This window comes from Aeribacillus pallidus, from assembly GCF_050478865.1.
Taxonomy (GTDB): Bacteria; Bacillota; Bacilli; order Bacillales; family JACDOC01; genus JACDOC01.
In genome coordinates this window covers 62,975-80,781 of record NZ_JBCNBW010000021.1, presented here as the reverse complement: position 1 = coordinate 80,781, position 17,807 = coordinate 62,975, and the positions used below count along the sequence as shown (strand labels likewise).

21 protein-coding genes and 1 riboswitch are annotated in these 17,807 nt (G+C 38.9%); of the genes, 1 reads left to right on the top strand and 20 read right to left on the bottom strand.

Translation table 11 applies throughout. The features are described 5' to 3' along the window. Window positions 1–31: 31 nt before the first annotated feature. The 19 genes from sufU to ABES52_RS05375 form a co-directional block, all read right to left on the bottom strand. Window positions 32–466, bottom strand: a complete 435-nt coding sequence (gene sufU / locus ABES52_RS05465) for a Fe-S cluster assembly sulfur transfer protein SufU (RefSeq protein WP_429649748.1) — start codon at window positions 464–466, stop codon at window positions 32–34. After that, window positions 456–1,685: a cysteine desulfurase gene (locus ABES52_RS05460; protein WP_429649746.1), complete on the bottom strand. Its 1,230-nt coding sequence runs from the start codon at window positions 1,683–1,685 to the stop codon at window positions 456–458. Before ABES52_RS05460 ends, sufU begins: the two co-directional genes overlap by 11 nt. Next, window positions 1,685–2,995, bottom strand: a complete 1,311-nt coding sequence (sufD, locus tag ABES52_RS05455) for a Fe-S cluster assembly protein SufD (RefSeq protein ID WP_429649744.1) — start codon at window positions 2,993–2,995, stop codon at window positions 1,685–1,687. Before sufD ends, ABES52_RS05460 begins: the two co-directional genes overlap by 1 nt. 17 nt (window positions 2,996–3,012) lie before the next feature. Continuing rightward, entirely contained in the window at window positions 3,013–3,798 is a 786-nt protein-coding gene (gene sufC, locus ABES52_RS05450) for a Fe-S cluster assembly ATPase SufC (protein ID WP_429649742.1), read from the bottom strand. A gap of 248 nt (window positions 3,799–4,046) precedes the next feature. Next, the gene (locus tag ABES52_RS05445) at window positions 4,047–4,211 is read right to left on the bottom strand and encodes a YuzK family famiily protein (protein ID WP_429649740.1); all 165 of its coding nucleotides are present in this window, start codon (window positions 4,209–4,211) and stop codon (window positions 4,047–4,049) included. A gap of 212 nt (window positions 4,212–4,423) precedes the next feature. Further along, on the bottom strand, window positions 4,424–4,789 hold the full coding sequence (locus ABES52_RS05440; protein ID WP_429649738.1) for a carboxymuconolactone decarboxylase family protein: 366 nt from the start codon (window positions 4,787–4,789) through the stop codon (window positions 4,424–4,426). A 141-nt stretch (window positions 4,790–4,930) separates the two neighbouring features. Continuing rightward, a complete protein-coding gene (locus ABES52_RS05435) occupies window positions 4,931–5,770 on the bottom strand; it encodes a MetQ/NlpA family ABC transporter substrate-binding protein (RefSeq protein WP_429649736.1) in 840 nt (279 codons plus the stop codon). 14 nt (window positions 5,771–5,784) lie between these two features. Then, complete coding sequence (locus tag ABES52_RS05430; RefSeq protein ID WP_429649734.1) at window positions 5,785–6,453, bottom strand: methionine ABC transporter permease; 669 nt, start codon at window positions 6,451–6,453, stop codon at window positions 5,785–5,787. Further along, the gene (locus ABES52_RS05425) at window positions 6,431–7,471 is read right to left on the bottom strand and encodes a methionine ABC transporter ATP-binding protein (protein WP_429649732.1); all 1,041 of its coding nucleotides are present in this window, start codon (window positions 7,469–7,471) and stop codon (window positions 6,431–6,433) included. The genes ABES52_RS05430 and ABES52_RS05425 overlap by 23 nt, the downstream gene beginning before the upstream one ends. Before the next feature lie 177 nt (window positions 7,472–7,648). Then, window positions 7,649–7,769: riboswitch (SAM riboswitch) on the bottom strand. Between the two features lie 129 nt (window positions 7,770–7,898). Continuing rightward, window positions 7,899–8,240: an SCP2 sterol-binding domain-containing protein gene (locus ABES52_RS05420; RefSeq protein ID WP_429649730.1), complete on the bottom strand. Its 342-nt coding sequence runs from the start codon at window positions 8,238–8,240 to the stop codon at window positions 7,899–7,901. 195 nt (window positions 8,241–8,435) lie between these two features. Then, on the bottom strand, window positions 8,436–8,750 hold the full coding sequence (locus ABES52_RS05415; protein ID WP_429649727.1) for a thioredoxin family protein: 315 nt from the start codon (window positions 8,748–8,750) through the stop codon (window positions 8,436–8,438). Between the two features lie 12 nt (window positions 8,751–8,762). Beyond that, window positions 8,763–9,128 carry a toprim domain-containing protein gene (locus tag ABES52_RS05410; RefSeq protein WP_429649725.1) on the bottom strand — a complete coding sequence of 122 codons (366 nt, stop codon included), beginning with the start codon at window positions 9,126–9,128 and terminating at the stop codon, window positions 8,763–8,765. A gap of 133 nt (window positions 9,129–9,261) precedes the next feature. Beyond that, the gene (locus tag ABES52_RS05405) at window positions 9,262–9,498 is read right to left on the bottom strand and encodes a YusG family protein (RefSeq protein ID WP_429649723.1); all 237 of its coding nucleotides are present in this window, start codon (window positions 9,496–9,498) and stop codon (window positions 9,262–9,264) included. A gap of 92 nt (window positions 9,499–9,590) precedes the next feature. Next, window positions 9,591–9,974, bottom strand: coding sequence for a glycine cleavage system protein GcvH (gene gcvH, locus ABES52_RS05400; RefSeq protein WP_429649721.1), 384 nt, complete (start codon window positions 9,972–9,974; stop codon window positions 9,591–9,593). 120 nt (window positions 9,975–10,094) lie between these two features. Then, on the bottom strand, window positions 10,095–10,451 hold the full coding sequence (locus ABES52_RS05395) for an arsenate reductase family protein (RefSeq protein ID WP_429649719.1): 357 nt from the start codon (window positions 10,449–10,451) through the stop codon (window positions 10,095–10,097). A 30-nt stretch (window positions 10,452–10,481) separates the two neighbouring features. Beyond that, the gene (locus tag ABES52_RS05390; RefSeq protein WP_429649717.1) at window positions 10,482–10,784 is read right to left on the bottom strand and encodes an ArsR/SmtB family transcription factor; all 303 of its coding nucleotides are present in this window, start codon (window positions 10,782–10,784) and stop codon (window positions 10,482–10,484) included. A 142-nt stretch (window positions 10,785–10,926) separates the two neighbouring features. Beyond that, window positions 10,927–12,711: an acyl-CoA dehydrogenase FadE gene (locus tag ABES52_RS05385; protein ID WP_429649715.1), complete on the bottom strand. Its 1,785-nt coding sequence runs from the start codon at window positions 12,709–12,711 to the stop codon at window positions 10,927–10,929. Between the two features lie 27 nt (window positions 12,712–12,738). Then, window positions 12,739–13,914: an acetyl-CoA C-acetyltransferase gene (locus tag ABES52_RS05380; protein WP_429649713.1), complete on the bottom strand. Its 1,176-nt coding sequence runs from the start codon at window positions 13,912–13,914 to the stop codon at window positions 12,739–12,741. Between the two features lie 24 nt (window positions 13,915–13,938). After that, window positions 13,939–16,362, bottom strand: a complete 2,424-nt coding sequence (locus tag ABES52_RS05375; protein WP_429649711.1) for a 3-hydroxyacyl-CoA dehydrogenase/enoyl-CoA hydratase family protein — start codon at window positions 16,360–16,362, stop codon at window positions 13,939–13,941. Window positions 16,363–16,526: 164 nt separating this feature from the next. On the opposite strand from ABES52_RS05375, the gene ABES52_RS05370 reads away from it, so the two are divergent. Then, window positions 16,527–16,655: a YuzL family protein gene (locus ABES52_RS05370; protein WP_429649709.1), complete on the top strand. Its 129-nt coding sequence runs from the start codon at window positions 16,527–16,529 to the stop codon at window positions 16,653–16,655. Window positions 16,656–16,699: 44 nt separating this feature from the next. On the opposite strand, the gene ABES52_RS05365 is transcribed toward ABES52_RS05370, so the two are convergent. Further along, complete coding sequence (locus ABES52_RS05365; RefSeq protein ID WP_429649707.1) at window positions 16,700–17,617, bottom strand: proline dehydrogenase family protein; 918 nt, start codon at window positions 17,615–17,617, stop codon at window positions 16,700–16,702. Window positions 17,618–17,807 lie beyond the last annotated feature (190 nt).

Genomic DNA, 17,807 nt, shown 5'->3' with positions numbered 1-17,807 from the left:
TTGTGTGTTAAACGAAAAAACAGCTGACTCGTTATTGTTCGTTACGTAACCCTTTCTCCATTGCTTTCCAAGCAAGAGTGGCGCATTTAATACGAGCCGGGAACTTCGAAACTCCTTGCAACGCTTCAATATCGCCTAAGTCAATGTCATCATCATAGTCCTTTCCTTGCATCATATCAGAGAAGATGCTAGAAAGACGTAAGGCCGTGTCTAAGTCTTTTCCTTTAATGGCTTGCGTCATCATAGATGCAGATGCCATGGATATGGAGCATCCTTCTCCCTCAAATTTCGCATCTACGACTTTTCCATTTTCAACCTTCATTGTTAAATGGATACGATCCCCACACGTAGGGTTGTTCATATCCACAGTAACGCTACCTTCTTCTAATTTGCCTTTATTTCGAGGATTTTTATAGTGATCCATAATGACTTGACGATAAAGTGTGTCTAGATTGTTAAAAGACATCGCTAAAATACTCCTTTGTTTTGATAAGTGCTTCCACTAGTTTATCGATATCTTCTTCTGAATTATACAAGTAAAAACTTGCCCGTGCAGTAGCAGAAACGTTCAGCCATTTCATTAACGGCTGTGCGCAATGATGGCCTGCTCGAACGGCAATTCCTTCGGTATCGAGGACTGTCGCTACATCGTGAGGGTGCACATCTGCAATGTTAAATGTTACTAATCCTGCACGTTTATCCGCTTCTTTAGGACCATAAATAGTAATCCCATCAATCGTCGACATTTTTTCTAACGCGTAGGCCGCTAAGCGATGCTCATGTTCTTTAATCGCTTCTAGACCGATTTCTTCTAAAAAGTCGATGGCTGCTCCTAAGCCAATCGCACCAGCAATGATTGGTGTTCCCCCTTCAAACTTCCAAGGGAGCTCTTTCCACGTTGATTCGTACAATCCAACAAAATCAATCATTTCTCCGCCAAATTCAACCGGTTCCATTTGTTCAAGCAAATGCTTTTTACCATATAATATGCCAATTCCAGTCGGTGCACACATTTTATGTCCAGAAAATGTGTAAAAATCGCAATCCAAATCTTGAACGTCCACTTTCATATGAGGTGTACTTTGTGCACCATCGACAACCATGATGGCTCCGTTTTCATGGGCAATTTTAGTCACTTCTTTAATCGGATTGATCGTGCCAAGAACGTTGGACACATGCATCATGGAAACGATTTTCGTCTTCGGCGTAACCGTATTTCTGACGTCATCAAGCGATATCGTTCCATCTTCTTGTAAAGGAATATATTTTAAGGTTGCGCCTGTTTGTTTCGCTAGTTGTTGCCATGGGATGATATTGCTATGGTGCTCCATATAAGTGATAACAATTTCATCCCCTTCATGAACATTCGCCCGTCCATAGCTAACGGCAACCGTATTAATGGAAGTGGTTGTTCCCCTAGTAAAAATAATTTCTTCCGTTGAAGAAGCATTAATGAATTTCCGAACTTTTTCCCGAGCTCCTTCATACCCGTCTGTCGCCTTTGTTCCGAGGGTATGAACCCCCCGATGAACGTTGGAATTGTATTGGCGATAATATTCATCCAATGCTTCAATAACAGGCAGCGGCTTTTGGGAAGTCGCTGCACTATCTAAATACACTAGGGGATGTCCGTTGACTTCTTGATTCAAAATTGGGAACAATTCACGAATTGCTTTTACATCCATTATCGAACTTTCCTTTCGATAACTTCAATTAATTGCTTTTTCACACCTTCAATTGGTAATTCGTTCACGACCGGTGCTAAGAAGCCGTGAATAATCAGTCGTTCTGCTTCCACACGTGGAATTCCCCGGCTCATTAAATAATAAAGTTGAATTGGATCCACACGACCAACGGATGCTGCGTGTCCTGCTGTTACATCATCTTCATCTATTAAAAGAATTGGGTTCGCATCTCCACGTGCTTTGTCACTTAACATAAGGACGCGAGATTCTTGTTCAGCGTTTGATTTAGATGCACCATGCTCAATTTTTCCGATTCCATTGAAGATGGATGTTGCTTCGTCTTTCATGACGCCGTGTTTTAAAATGTAACCTTCCGTATGTTTTCCAAAATGAACAACTTTTGTTGTAAAGTTTTGAGTTTGTTTACCACGTCCTACGACAACCGTTTTTGTATCCCCATAAGAGCCATCGCCCATTAAGTTTGTTACGTTTTCAGAAATGGTATTACCGTCGTTCATTAAACCTAATGCCCATTCGATTCTCGCGTCACGGCCAGCAATACCACGACGGTTCACATAAGTGGTGGTACCTGCTGCTAAATTATCTACGGCACCATACGCTACGCGCGCGTTTGTATTCGCTACAACTTCTGTCACGATGTTAACAATTTTGTTTTCCGCAGAAGTAGTAGAAATATAGTTTTCAACATAAGTAATCGAACTATGATCATCAGCGACAACTAACACGTGGTTAAATAAAGAACTTTTTGCGTCATCTACTACATATACCGCTTGAATTGGCTCTTCAATGACTACGTTTTTTGGTACGTATAAGAATACGCCACCGTTCATTAGCGCCGCATGAAGAGCAGTTAATTTATGCTCATCGACCTTTACCGCATCTTTCATGAAATATTTTTGCAACAGGTCACTATGCTCTTTTGCCGCTGTAAAAATATCTGTAAAAATGACACCCTTTTCTTTTAAATCATCTGATAACACAACAAATGATGGCGTGTTATTGCGTTGTACGTATAAGTTTTTCTTTTCATTATCTACATCAATAAGAGCTTGAACTTCCTTTGGTAATTCCTCTACACATTTAAATGGTTCAGATGAAACAGTATGGGACTCAAATTGTGTAAAATTCCATTTATCTATTTTCGTTTTATCTGGTTTCGGAAGCGGTAATTCACTTGCTTTTTCAAGTGCTTGAACGCGAAGTTCAGCTAACCAACCTGGTTCTCCATTTTCATTGGAGAAGGTACGAACGTACTCCTGATCTACTGGTAGTTTTATTTCTACTGTCATTTTAATCCTCCTAACGCTTACGCTTCTTGACCAACAATTTCGTCTTCAATACCAAGTTCTTTCTTAATCCAGTCGTACCCTTCAGCCTCAAGACGTTGTGCAAGTTCTGGTCCACCAGATTTCACAATTCGTCCTTGCATCATCACATGTACATAGTCAGGAGTGATATAGTTGAGTAAACGTTGATAGTGCGTAATAATTAAGCAGCCGAAATCTTTGCTACGCATCGCGTTAATACCTTTAGATACAACTTTTAACGCGTCAATATCAAGACCAGAGTCAATTTCGTCAAGAATTGCGATTTTCGGCTCTAACATCATTAATTGAAGAATTTCGTTACGTTTTTTCTCACCACCAGAGAAACCTTCGTTTAAATAACGTTGTGCCATATCTGGATCCATTTCAAGGAATTCCATTTTTTCGTCCATTTTACGGATAAATTTCATTAAGGAAATTTCATCGCCTTCTTCACGACGGCTATTGATGGCAGAACGTAAGAAGTCTGCATTTGTTACCCCGCTAATCTCACTTGGGTATTGCATTGCTAAAAATAGTCCAGCACGTGCACGTTCATCTACTTCCATTTCAAGCAAGTTTTTTCCATCAAGCGTAACGCTTCCTTTTGTTACTTCGTACTTCGGATGACCCATGATCGCAGAAGAAAGCGTAGATTTACCTGTACCGTTAGGACCCATGATGGCATGAATTTCGCCACCTTTTATTTCTAAGTTAACCCCTTTTAAAATTTCTTTTCCTTCAACCGACACATGAAGATCTTTAATAGTTAATGTTGAACCAGCCATGATTATACCTCCGTCTTCACCTTAATTATTGAAAGAATATTTTTTATTGTTATTCTCATTTTATTCTCATTACAATCTTATAACAAATGAAAACTATAAGCAACTTGTAAAGGTGAGAAACTAAAGATTCCATGATTTCCCCATCTATCTTGTACTTCCTTATCGTTTCCTTATTTTTCTGGAAACATGTATATTTTGATAAATGAGAAAACCAGTGGTTGTAAACACACTGGTTTCCGTTTTTCTACCTATAAATATGTTGTATAAATCAACCGTCTACCTAAATCAGCAATCATTCGTTGACTATTCACGTAATCGGCTTCCCTACGTCGTTCTATCATCATCCGAACATCATGCTTTCGACGATATACCTCATAACCAATCCCATGGGCTTGATAAAGCGATTTTTCCATATCAGACGTATAGTCCAATTTTAAAAGTTGAATAGGGAATCAATCCTTTCATTATTTATCAATACAAGTAATATTTTACCAGTAAAGAAATAAACCGACAAACGGAGTAAAGTCACTTCTGATGTATGTAGAAAGGATTGAATCGCGTCAATTTGATTTAGGTGGATGATTCTCATTTTTTTAGCATATCTCTCATAGATGCTCCTTTATTCTTATTGCTTTAATTGATTTAGTTCTTCCATGGCCTCTTGGACAAGAGTAACTGCTTGACTCATTGCAGCACCTCCACCAAATGCGGCCGTGACACCGATTGTTTCTAAAATTTCTTCTTCTGAACACCCCTGGTCTAAACAACCTTTCAAATGATAAATAATGCAATATTCATCTTGTGAATTAAGACTAATCCCAAGAGCAATTAACTGCTTTTCCTTTTGAGAAAGTGCCCCTTCTTTAAAACATTCCTGAGTAAAGGCATGATAATGATTAGCAAGCTCCGGCATTTTTTGCGTAAATGTCCCTAATCCTGCTTTGTAATGATGAAGAGCTGCTTCGGTTGAATTTCGTGGTTCATATTGCATATTCCTTCCACTCCTATCTTTCACTTCATTTCACCCGTAGTATGAGTTAAAAAGTTGGAAACTATGCTAAAAAGTGCGAGACAAAAAAATCCGAGGCGTACACCTCGGATTTAGGTTTATATAAAAAGGGGGAACACGCTATTATTCACCTGACACTGGAACGACTGCTCCATTCCATTCTTCTAAAATAAAGTCTTGAATTTCTTTAGAACGTAACACTTCCACTAATGTTTGGATTTCCTCACGATTTTCATCTCCACTGCGAACAGCAATGATGTTCGCATATGGTGAATCACTGCTTTCAATCGCAATGGAGTCTTCAAGTGGATTTAAACCTGCGTCGATTGCATAGTTAGAGTTAATGACAACAACATCACCTTCACCATTGTTATACACTTGCGGTAAGAACGAAGCTTCATAATCGTATTCAAACTGTAAGTTCTTTGGATTTTCGGCAATATCATCCGTCGTAGCTTTCAGTTTGTCTACCCCTTCTTTTAATTTGATAAGCCCTTCTTTTTCAAGTACTGATAAAATACGGCCGTGGTCGGCAACAGAGTTACTCATAATGATTGTTGCTCCATCTGGAAGCTCGTCTAAGCTTTTGTATTTTTGGGAGTATAAACCAATTGGTTCAATATGAATTCCGCCTGCGTTCACGAAATCATATCCATGATCAGCAATTTGAGACTCTAAGTAAGGTACGTGTTGGAAGTAGTTTGCATCCAATGATTTTTCATCAAGTGCTTTATTCGGCATGATATAATCTTGATACGTTACAATTTCTAATTCGATTCCTTTTTCTTCTAAAATCGGTTTTGCTTTTTCTAAAATCACAGCGTGTGGGATGTTAGAGGCACCAACCACTAATTTTTTTGTATCGTTTGTTTCGTTAGTAGCAGCACTTTCTTCAGATGAACCACATGCTGCTAACACCCCAATAATTAGAATCGCACTAAACCAAAATAGAATTTTTTTCATCTTTCTCATCTCCCTTATCTTTTATCAATTTTTGTTGTTAGGTGATCTCCAATAAATTGGAGGACAAATACGATCAGTAAAATAATAATCGTAGCAACTAAAGTCACATCATCACGGCTTCGTTGAAACCCATCTAAATAAGCTAAGTTTCCTAGACCCCCTGCTCCAATGACGCCAGCCATCGCTGTAAAACCAACAAGAGCAATCGCGGTTACAGTAATACCAGAAACAATCGCTGGCGCCGATTCAGGTATTAACACTTTAAAGATAATGGTTGTATTGGACGCTCCCATCGCTTTGGCCGCTTCGATGACCCCTTTGTCAATTTCCCGAAGGCCAATTTCCACCATTCGCGCGTAAAAGGGTGCGGCACCAATAATTAACGCAGGAAGCGCTGCTTTTTCACCAATAATGGTACCCATTAACCACTTGGTAAAAGGAACCAAAAGCACAATTAAAATGATGAATGGGATGGAACGGAAAATATTTACAAACGCACTTACAAGCCAATGAACGACTTTGTTTTCCCACATATTCCCTTTCGATGTTAGGAACAATAATAGACCAAGCACAATTCCTAACATAAACGTAATGAGAACAGAAATCGATGTCATATAGATGGTTTCGTACGTTGCTTCCCACATTTTTTCCCAATTCACATTAGGAAGCCATTTCTCTACCATTTGCTAGCACCTCCACAATCACCCCTTCTTTTTTGACAAATGCCAGAGCGAAATCAATGTCTTCTTTTTCACCATACATCGACACAATGAGCCAGCCGTGTGACCCCTCTTGCGTACGAGACACGTTTCCTTGGACGATGTTCACATCGATTGCAAATTGCCTCACCAGTTGGGAAATAATCGGTTGTTGTACCGAATCGCCAACAAACTTGAACTTGACTAATACTTCTTTGTCACGTAATGGTAAGAACAAGTCGAGATGTTTGTCTGACCCAAACACAGCTTCTTCTTGCTGGATAAAACGTTTTGTGACTTCTGCTTTCGGGTGTTTAAACACCTCTTGAACAGAGCCGACTTCAACGACCGAACCGTATTCCATGACAGCTACGCGATGACAAATTTTTCGGATGACATGCATCTCATGGGTAATTAACACAATCGTAATTCCAAATTTTTGATTAATGGATTTCAACAATTCTAAAATTGAATCTGTTGTTTTTGGATCTAAGGCAGACGTCGCTTCATCACATAAAAGAACTTTTGGATTATTGGCTAATGCTCTGGCGATACCAACTCGCTGCTTTTGACCACCGCTTAATTGAGAAGGGTACGCCTCTTCTTTTCCTTCCAAACCGACTAATTGAATTAGTTCTTGAACGCGCTTTTCACGTTTTTGCTTCGGAATTTTTGCAATTTCTAAAGGGAAGGCGATGTTTTCTTTTACCGTTCGTGACCACAGTAAATTAAAATGCTGAAATACCATGCCAATCTGTTGCCTTGTCTTTCGTAGAATTGCTCCTTTTATTTTGGAGATTTCTTGTCCATCTACAATCACTTTTCCTGAGGTCGGAACTTCTAATCCATTAAGTAGACGAATCAATGTACTTTTACCGGCTCCGCTGTACCCGATAATGCCGAATATTTCTCCTTCTTGAATAGTTAAACTCACATCTTTCAGTGCTGTTACATCACCCGTCTTAGCAGGAAAGGTTTTCGTGACGTTGTCTATCGTAATCATCGAAGGTCACCCTCTTTAAAATTCTATTATTCTTATCAATTTAATCAGAATTAAAATGAAAACGTAAGCGGGACAATCTTTGTCTCCGCTCCCAACATACCAATAGAAACAAAAAAGTCTTCCTGCTAGATGAGCAGAAAGACTTAAACTAGTACATAGGTGCTAGCTCAATTCTTTCTCTCATCTCTCAAAGCAAACAAGTTGCCTTGTGTGAATTGGCACCATTTCAATCGAGTGAATATCGATTGACGGTTGCCGGGTTTCATCGGGCACATCCCTCCACCTCTCTTGATAAGAGCGAAGAATCGCATTCCTTTATTCAATTAAAACGTCTACGCGTTATATCATCTAATTGATTACGAATTCGATTTTACAATTCGTAACAGCTGATGTCAACAAAAAATTTTTTATTTTATTAATTTTAGTGCTAAATTTGTTGTGTATTCACTTCGAAAAGCCATGCAAATGATTCAAAAAACAGTAGCGCACGGTACGAACCTTTTACTTGAATCTCCCTTTTTTTCATTAGTTGTTGAAGCATTTCTTCACCCCGTACAAGTTTCAACAGAGCAGACGTTGTCCCTTCAATAAGGAGATCGCAATGGTCACCTTCGTCCTTTATCCAACGAATGTTACCATGTTGAAACATAAGGTTCCATCTTTTTTCTTTTTCACTTAAACAAATACGCCATTTTTTATTCTCTAATAGCTTGCGGATATGTTCATATGTCAGTGCTTGTTCAATCATGTACTGAATCCATTGTTCCACACCCTCATCCCCTGTCCGTTTTCTTAACAGAAAACTTCCATAAGAAGAAAATATATCCTGCAAAAAAGTTCCGTCATTTTCTCTTATAATCCGATTGTTTCAGCAACGTATATCTCCATTTCCTGAGAAATATGTCGGAACATGCTCCCTAAAATCGCTCAAAAAAAAGCAACTTCTCCTAGTAGAGAAATTGCTTTACATCATTGCTTGTTTTTGAAAAACATCATACAAATATGCAACCGAGTGAAAAGCATAAATTTTTTCAAGAACGGTTTCTCCGTTCATGATGAGTAAACAAGGAACACTTTCGATTGAATATGCTTCCGCAAAATCTGGTGCGTAATTTAAATCCAGTTTATAAAATGAAACGTTAGATACTACATGTTCTACCACATCTAACATTTTGCTTGCTAGTTGACATGTCCCACAAAGAGGCGTATATAAATAAAGAGCTTTTTTGTTCGGGTCTTTCAAACATGAAGGTAATTCTTCGCGATTGATTTCTTTCATGTCGTAACTTTCTCATCCTTCACTTTTATATTGTTCTAAATAAATCATATTAACATCTATATTGGCGCTTAGTAAAACAGTTGCTAAATGACGTGAAGGTGCAGCGGCAACTTCACGGTACATACGGTCGATATAAATATGTTCAGCTTCTGGAAATTCTCGCTTAAATAATTTACGGAGCTTTTCTCCTGCATCGTCTGCATCGACGAGAATAAAAACTTCTTTATCATACAACTGATCGACTAATTCATCCATTTTACTAATGCTTATCGTACCATTTGTACATATAATTTCAACCGGCTCATTAATGATTGCTTCAATTTTTCGTTTATCTGATGTCCCTTCGACAATAATTACTTTTTTGTTTACATCATCCATCCACCATCACACCTTATAACAATAAATTACTATTATGTTACCATATGTAGCTCATTTCGTAATGATTTATGTATACTTACTTCGTTTAAGGTACCGTTCCCTTACAAAAAAAATATCGGGATTCCCCGATATGTTAACACCATCCTCCTTCATCACAGTCGGTATAACGTTTTGTTTCTCCTTCTGTAGAGGTATATTGCTGAAATATTTTTTGATGATCTGAAAAATAATTTGGTTCCAACTGTAAATCTACTTGTGAAGATAGTTGTACCGTACCAATTTGTTCGTTTTCTAAATATAATTCGATGACATTACCGTTTAATTTTCCGACTACATCATTCGTTACATCACGGGTTCGTTTCTTTAGCATAACCATCCCCCTTATGTTTCGATTTATTTTTATCATGCCCTTTACGCACAAAAAAACACCCTGTTTGATCAACAGGGTGTTTCATTCACTTATTAGTCTTGTTTAATCATTTCTTCATATTGTTCAGCTGTCATTAATTGTTCAAGCTCACTCATATCAGATGGTTCAATCACGATCATCCATGCTTTTTCGTATGGAGATTCATTTACATATTCTGGATTGTCGTTTAATTCATCGTTGACAGCGACAACTTTTCCGCTCATTGGTGCGTAAAGTTCAGAAACTGTTTTAACAGATTCCACGCTACCAAACGGTTCATTTGCTGTTACTTCATCGCCTACTTCTGGTAATTCAACAAACACAATGTCTCCTAATTCAGATTGGGCAAAATCAGTAATCCCAATTTTCACTTTGTCTCCTTCTACTTTTACCCATTCGTGTTCTTCTGAATAACGTAATTCTTTTGGTGTTGCCATTTCCTATCCCTCCATCAGCAAATGTATGCAAGTCTATCATGACATAAGGTCATGTGGAAAAGCAAGTGACGAAATCATTTCGACGTCAACAAATTCAAAATCGTAATTTAATTTTTAACATTACAACCATGTGTTTTCAAACGTCTCTTCATTAAATCCTACCGTTACTTTTTCTCCGTCAGTGACAATAGGACGCTTAACTAACATGCCATCTGAAGCTAAAATGTCTAGCAATTCTTCTTCAGAAGCTGTTTTTACTTTATCTTTTAAGCCTAGCTCTCGATATTTTTGACCGCTCGTATTAAAAAATTTCTTTAACTCTAGTCCGCTTTTTTCGTAAAGTTCTTTTAATTCTTCTTTTGTCGGTGGAGATTCGACAAGATGTACTTCTTCATAGGAAATACCATGCTCGTCCAACCATTTTTTTGCTTTGCGGCATGTCCCACATTTCGGGTACCAATAAAATGTAATCGCCATCAGTAGGTCTCCTTTCTATCGATGTTAACGTTACTCGCACTGCTTTTCTACCGTATGAACCAGTTCTTTTAATAGTTGAATCGCATCGTCCAATGCAAGGGAATAAAAGCGTTGCGTCCCCTTTTGTTCAATTTGAACTAAATGTTGGTCTCGCAAAATTTTTAAATGATGCGAAACTGCCGGACGGGATAACGTTAAGTGCTCCGTAATTTCATTGACCGTTAACGGCTCTTTTTCCGCTAAAAGCAAAATAATATCTTGACGATAAGGATCACTTAGCGCTTGAAAGAGGGGGATACAACGACGAAACGTTTCTATCGCTTTTTGCCCCATAATTGGCTCCTTTCCATTGATTCATTACATCTCATTATACCCTTTCTCCTAAAAGCTGAACAATGGATAAACGGTAAATCCTTCTACTCGTCAGACAGCAAGAAGAAACTGACCAATGATTCAAGGTCAGTTTCTCAAATTTTTACACAATATATTTTTCCGCTTCGATTAATGCTTCAGCTGCTTCACGCTTTTTCGTAATGACATTAATTGGTGTATGACGAGTTAATTTACGAAGGACGGTAAACATCATACGTAACGTATCACCGTGTTCGACAGCTACTAATGTTTCTTTGGCGTGTTGTTCAATTTCGTTGAACGCTTCTTGACAGAAAATCTCCGTATACAATACTTTTTGTTTCGCTTTTTCCAGACCTACTTGTTGGATTGCTTTTTCTGTACGGAGAACCGTAGACTCCATCGCATAAACGTTAGAAACAATATCCGAAATATTAACAAGTACCTCTTGTTCGTTTTCTAATGCTTTTCCGTATTTTTGTGCCGCTAAACCAGCAATCATTAACGCAATTTTTTTCGCATTACGTACTAAATATTTTTCTTGGGCTAACGGTTCGTTACCTGGTTCTTCTGGCATCATCATCATTAATTCTTCTTGCAGCGTTTGTGCTTTCTGTAAAAGTGGGAGCTCCCCTTTCATCGCTTTTCGTAAATACATACCTGGAACTAACAGGCGGTTGATTTCGTTTGTACCTTCGAAAATGCGGTTAATGCGGGAATCACGGTACATTCTTTCAATCTCATATTCTTGCATGAAACCGTAGCCACCGTGAATTTGTACACCTTCATCAACAATGTAATCTAATACTTCTGTCGCAAATACTTTATTTAAAGAGCATTCAATCGCATATTCTGCAATTGATTTGGCTACTTCTTTACCATCATTTACTTCTTCCTCGGAAAGCTTGCTCATTCGGTCTTCAAATAAACCGACTGTTCGATACACAGAGCTTTCAGCAGCATACAGTTTCGCGCCCATTGTACCGAATTTTTCTTTCGTTAAGTTAAATTGGGAGATTGGAGTTTTAAACTGTTGACGTTGGTTCGCATATTGCAATGTAATTTCAAGAGCACGTTTGGATGCACCAACCGCGCCGACACCTAGTTTATAACGACCAATATTTAAGATATTAAAGGCAATGACGTGACCTTTTCCAACTTCTCCTAAAAGGTTTTCTACAGGTACTTCCGCATCTTCTAAAATGAGTGTACGTGTGGATGAACTTTTAATACCCATTTTCTTTTCTTCGGCACCAGTGGATACGCCTGGGAAGTCTCTTTCGACAATAAATGCGGAGAAATGTTCACCATCAATTTTTGCGTAAACAACAAATACATCAGCAAAACCAGCGTTCGTAATCCACTGTTTTTCACCGTTTAAAATGTAATGTGTACCGGCTTCATTTAATTTGGCCGTTGTTTTCGCACCTAATGCATCAGAACCGGAACCTGGTTCTGTTAACGCATAAGCGGCAATTTTTTCACCAGTCGCAAGAGCCGGTAAATATTTTTTCTTTTGTTCTTCCGTACCGAATAATACGATTGGTAATGAACCAATTCCGACATGTGCTCCATGGGAAATGGAGAATCCGCCGGCACGAGACATTTTTTCCGCGATAAGTGCAGAGCTAATTTTATCTAAACCAAGCCCCCCATATTCTTCAGGAACGTCCGCACCTAGTAAACCTATTTCCCCTGCTTGTTTTAATAGTTTTACCGAACGATCGAACTCATGGTTTTCAAGATGTTCAAGCTGTGGAATCACTTCGTTCACAACAAATTCTTCTGTCGTTTTCGCAATCATTTTTTGTTCATCCGTATACTCTTCTGGAACGAACAATTGCTCATAAGACACATCATCAATTAAGAAGCTACCACCTTTAATTAAAGCATCCGTTTTGTTTGTCATTATAAAATCCTCCCTTTGATTTTCGTATTAAAGTAATTCAAATACGCCAGCAGCACCCATTCCGCCACCGATACACATCGTGACAACACCAAATTGGGCATTTCTCCGCTTCATTTCGTGAAGGAGCGTGAGCGTTAATTTTGTTCCTGTACAACCAAGTGGATGTCCTAAGGCAATCGCTCCACCATTCACATTCACTTTTTCTTCATCTAAACCTAGTTCTCGGATGACTTGAATGGATTGGGATGCAAATGCTTCATTTAATTCAAATAAGTCGATATCAGATAACTCGAGCCCTGCTAACTTGAGTGCTTTCGGTACCGCTTCAACCGGACCGATTCCCATAATTTCAGGTCGTACACCTGCAACCGCGAAAGAACGGAATTTAGCTATTGGTTTTAAGCCAAGTGACTCTGCTTTTTCTCGATCCATAACCAGTACTGCTGCTGCTCCGTCGCTCGTTTGCGATGCGTTTCCTGCCGTTACGGTACCATTTGCAGCAAAGGCTGGTCGTAACTTCGATAGCACCTCGACGTTCGTATCTGGTCGTACTCCTTCGTCTTCTGTAAATTGGAACGTTTTTTCGACAAGTCTGTTATTTTCGTCCACTTGGTGTACCGTTACATCCACTGGAACGATTTCGTCTTGAAACTTCCCTTCTTTAATCGCTTTGGCTGCTTTTTGATGACTCCGTACAGCAAAGGCGTCTTGTTCTTCCCGCGTAATACCATACTTTTTCGCCACTTCTTCCGCCGTATGCCCCATGCTCATATAATATTCAGGAGCTGTTTCAGCTAGCTTCGCATTCGGACGGACAACATGTCCCATCATCGGCACTAAACTCATCGATTCAGCGCCACCAGCAATGATTGTATCGGCGTGACCAATCATAATTTTTTCAGCAGCAAAAGCAATGGACTGTAATCCAGACGAGCAATATCGATTGATCGTAATAGCCGGTACCGTGTGTGGTAAGCCTGCTAATGCGCCGATATTTCTTGCTAAGTTTAAACCTTGCTCCGCTTCTGGCATAGCGCATCCGATAATTAAATCATCAATCGGACCTTCATAGTTACCAGCACGTTTTAACGTTTCTTTTACTACAAGTGCACCTAAGTCGTCTGGACGTACCGTAGCGAGCGAACCTTTTTTTGCTTTTCCGACTGGCGTTCTCGCACCAGCTACAATGACCGCTTCTCTCATTCTTTCCACCCTTTCTCCGTTTCGTTAATTACGTAGGGGCTTTCCTTTTGTTAACATATATTGCATGCGTTGTTGGGATTTTGGTTCTTTTACTAAGCTTAAGAATGCTTCGCGCTCTAAATCGAGTAAATACTCTTCATCCACTTCTGTACCGAACGGCACTTTTCCACCCGCGATAACATACGCCAACTTTTTAGCAATCTTTAAGTCGTGCTCAGAAATATAACCTGAATAGTACATGGATTGGGCTGCTAACAATAATGTCGCATAACCTGTTTCTCCAACAACCGGAACTTTCTTTTTCACCGGCGGTTTGTATCCGCTTTCGTAAAGGGACAGCACCAGTTGTTTTGCATCGTATAATAAATGATCGTTATTGACGCTTATACCATCAGCTAGATCAAGGAAATTAAGTTCACGTGCTTCTTCACCGGATGTTGACACTTTCGCCATCGCAATCGTTTCAAATACTTTGTTCGCCACTTTTTGTAAATCGAATTCGACTCCGTTCGGAATACTTTCCAAATGCTTAATGTAAAGCTCTTTATTACCTCCACCACCTGGAATAAGTCCTACGCCAACTTCTACTAAGCCCATATACGTTTCTAATGACGCTTGAATGCGAGCAGCTGGTAAACAAATTTCGGTACCTCCACCTAATGTCATTCCAAACGGTGCTGCCACTACTGGACGTTTACTATATTTCACGCGCATCATCGCTTGCTGGAATTGGCGAACAACCATGTCAATTTCAAAGTCGTTATCGTCTTGGGCTTCCATTAAAATGAGGGCTAAGTTGGCACCAACACAGAAGTTTTTCCCTTGGTTTCCGATGACGAGACCTTTGTAATTTTTTTCTACTTCGTCGAGAGCAAAGTTGATCATTTGGATGATATCTAAGCCTATCGCGTTATTCGGTGAATGAAATTCCAATAACGCGACCCCATCACCGATATCAATTAAACTTGCTCCGCTATTTTTCTTAATGACACCTTTTTGTTTTTTCAATAGCTTTAAGTCAATGACTTTTGGATTTGTTTCTACTTGACGATAGTCCCCGTTGTGATAATAGGAGACGACACCTTCTTCTTCTTTGTAAAACGTTTCATGTCCGCTTTCGAGCATTTCTACAATCCAAGCAGGGACTTCAATATTTGATTCTTTCATCTTTTCCACGGACCGTTTCACACCAATGGCATCCCATACTTCAAATGGTCCAAGCTCCCAGCCAAATCCCCATTTCATTGCTCGGTCAATAGCAACGATATTATCAGCGATTTCTCCGAGAAGCTGAGCAGAGTAGCTTAATACTGGAGCAAGAATATTCCATAATAGTGTTCCAGCGCGGTCTTCAGCGTACACGAGCGCTTTTAGTTTCTTTGGTAAACTTTTTTCTTGTTTAGCCATTTGTAATGAAGGTGCTTGTAATTTCGTACGCGGTTGATACTCAAGTGTGGTCGGATTTAACTCCAAAATTTCTTTATCTTTTTTTAAATAAAAGCCTTGACCGGTCTTACTACCGAGCCAACCTTTTTGTAACATCGCTTTTATAAACGCAGGGACTTCGAATACTTCTTTTTCGTTACCGGTCACTTTTTCATACACGTTGTTGGCGACATGAATGAATGTATCTAATCCCACGACATCTAGGGTGCGGAACGTAGCGCTTTTCGGGCGCCCAATGATAGGTCCTGTCAAGGAATCGATTTCGCCGACGCCGTACTTTCCTTTCAACATTTCTTGAACAGTAACAAGTAACCCGTACGTTCCAATTCGGTTAGCAATAAAGTTCGGTGTATCTTTAGCAACAACGACTCCTTTACCAAGTACGTCTTCACCAAATGATTTCATAAATTGGAGCACTTCAGGATCCGTCTTTTTCGTTGGAATTATTTCAAGAAGCTTTAAGTAACGAGGAGGATTAAAAAAGTGCGTTCCTAAAAAATGTTTTTGAAAATCTTCAGAGCGCCCTTCTGCCATCGCTTCAATCGAAATTCCGGATGTATTAGAACTTACGATACTCCCTTGTTTACGATATTTATCAACTTTTTCAAACAACTGCTTCTTAATATCGAGTCGTTCGACTACTACTTCAATAATCCAATCACACTCTTTTAATCGATCGAGATCGTCTTCTAAGTTTCCTACTTCAATAAAGGCCAAGTTCTTTTTTGAAGCTAGAGGAGCTGGTTTTTGCTTTAACAACTTTTGGAGAGCGGTTTGACTCAGACGATTACGAACTTCTTTGTGTTCTAACGTGAGCCCTTTTTTCTTCTCTTCATCGGTTAATTCTTTCGGAACAATATCGAGCAATAATGTTGGGATTCCTACGTTGGCTAAATGCGCAGCAATACCAGAACCCATAACACCTGAACCGAGAACGGCTGCTTTGTGGATGCTTCGAGTCAATGCCTTTTCCTCCTTTATCTTGAATGAATACTCATTCATTTTCTTCTGAAAAAAATTTCAAAATTTACCTGTCACTTATAATATATGATATTTTCTAAAATTACGCAATATTTAAATATATTAATATACTGAAAATTCGCATCTTATTTTTATCATATGCAGGTGAAACTTCGGGGATGCTAGGCGATAGGAGGTGAATTGCGTTGAAGGTAAAAAAACAACCGACAAAACATGCTGTCAGTGCAGCTAGTGTTAAAGGAAATGCAGGTCCTACTCCGGAATACGACGGTGGTGGAAAAGTAAACAGTCAAAATAATCAATACAAAAAATAATTATAAAAAAGGGACAACCCTCGGTAAGGATTGTCCCCCATTTGTTACTTCTTAAGAATCCCTTTTAATACGAACGCTACGTTAGCTGGACGCTCCGCTAAACGACGCATGAAATATCCGTACCAATCAGTCCCATATGGGACGTACACGCGCATTTTGTACCCTTCTTTAACTAGCTCTAATTGACGCTCCGGACGAATGCCATATAACATTTGGAATTCAAATTGGTCATTTGGAATGTTATACTCTTTCACGAGTTGTTTCGTATATTCAATTATCGCATCGTCGTGGGTAGCCACAGCTGTATAGTTTCCGTTTAATAAATGCATTTTAATGATCTTTTTAAAGTTTTCATCAACGTCTTTTTTATCAGGGAACGCTACTTCTGGCGATTCTTTATACGCTCCTTTTACTAAACGAAGGTTCGGTGAATAAGCATTTAAGTCCTCAATATCTTTTTCGGTACGGTATAAATACGCCTGAATAACGGTACCGACATTGTCGTAATCTTTCTTTAGTTCTTTAAAAATGTCTAACGTTTTTTGACAACGGGCATAGTCTTCCATATCAATCGTCACGAACACATTGTTTTCTTTGGCTGCATCTAAAATGCGGCGCATATTGCGCATAACCACATCATAAGAAATGTCTAATCCCATCGATGTCATTTTCAATGATAATTGCGAATCTAATTTTTCACGACCAATCGCTTTAATTGCTTCAATTGATTGGTCGGCCATTTCGTTTGCTTCTTTTTCGTTATCGACAAACTCGCCTAAATAGTCAATTGTTACAGCTAACCCCTTACGATTTAAATCTTTAATCACTTCGACCGCTTGTTCAATTGTTTCTCCAGCTACAAAACGGGAAGCGCCAAAACGAAGACCATATTTTTTTGCCATCTTCGTTAAAAATTTATTTTTAGATAAAAATAAGAAAAAATTACGTAATAGTGCTTCCATGTTTGCATACCCCCTGCACGTAAAAATAAAAAATGGAAACGTTTACTTACAAAATAATAATAAAAGATAGACAATTTCTATCTTTGAGTATTTTATCACTTTTACTGTCATTTGAATATATCTGAAATAGTTTTAGAAAAATTTTAAACTTTCCATCCACTATTGTATACATACTTTTTTTAAAGAGAGA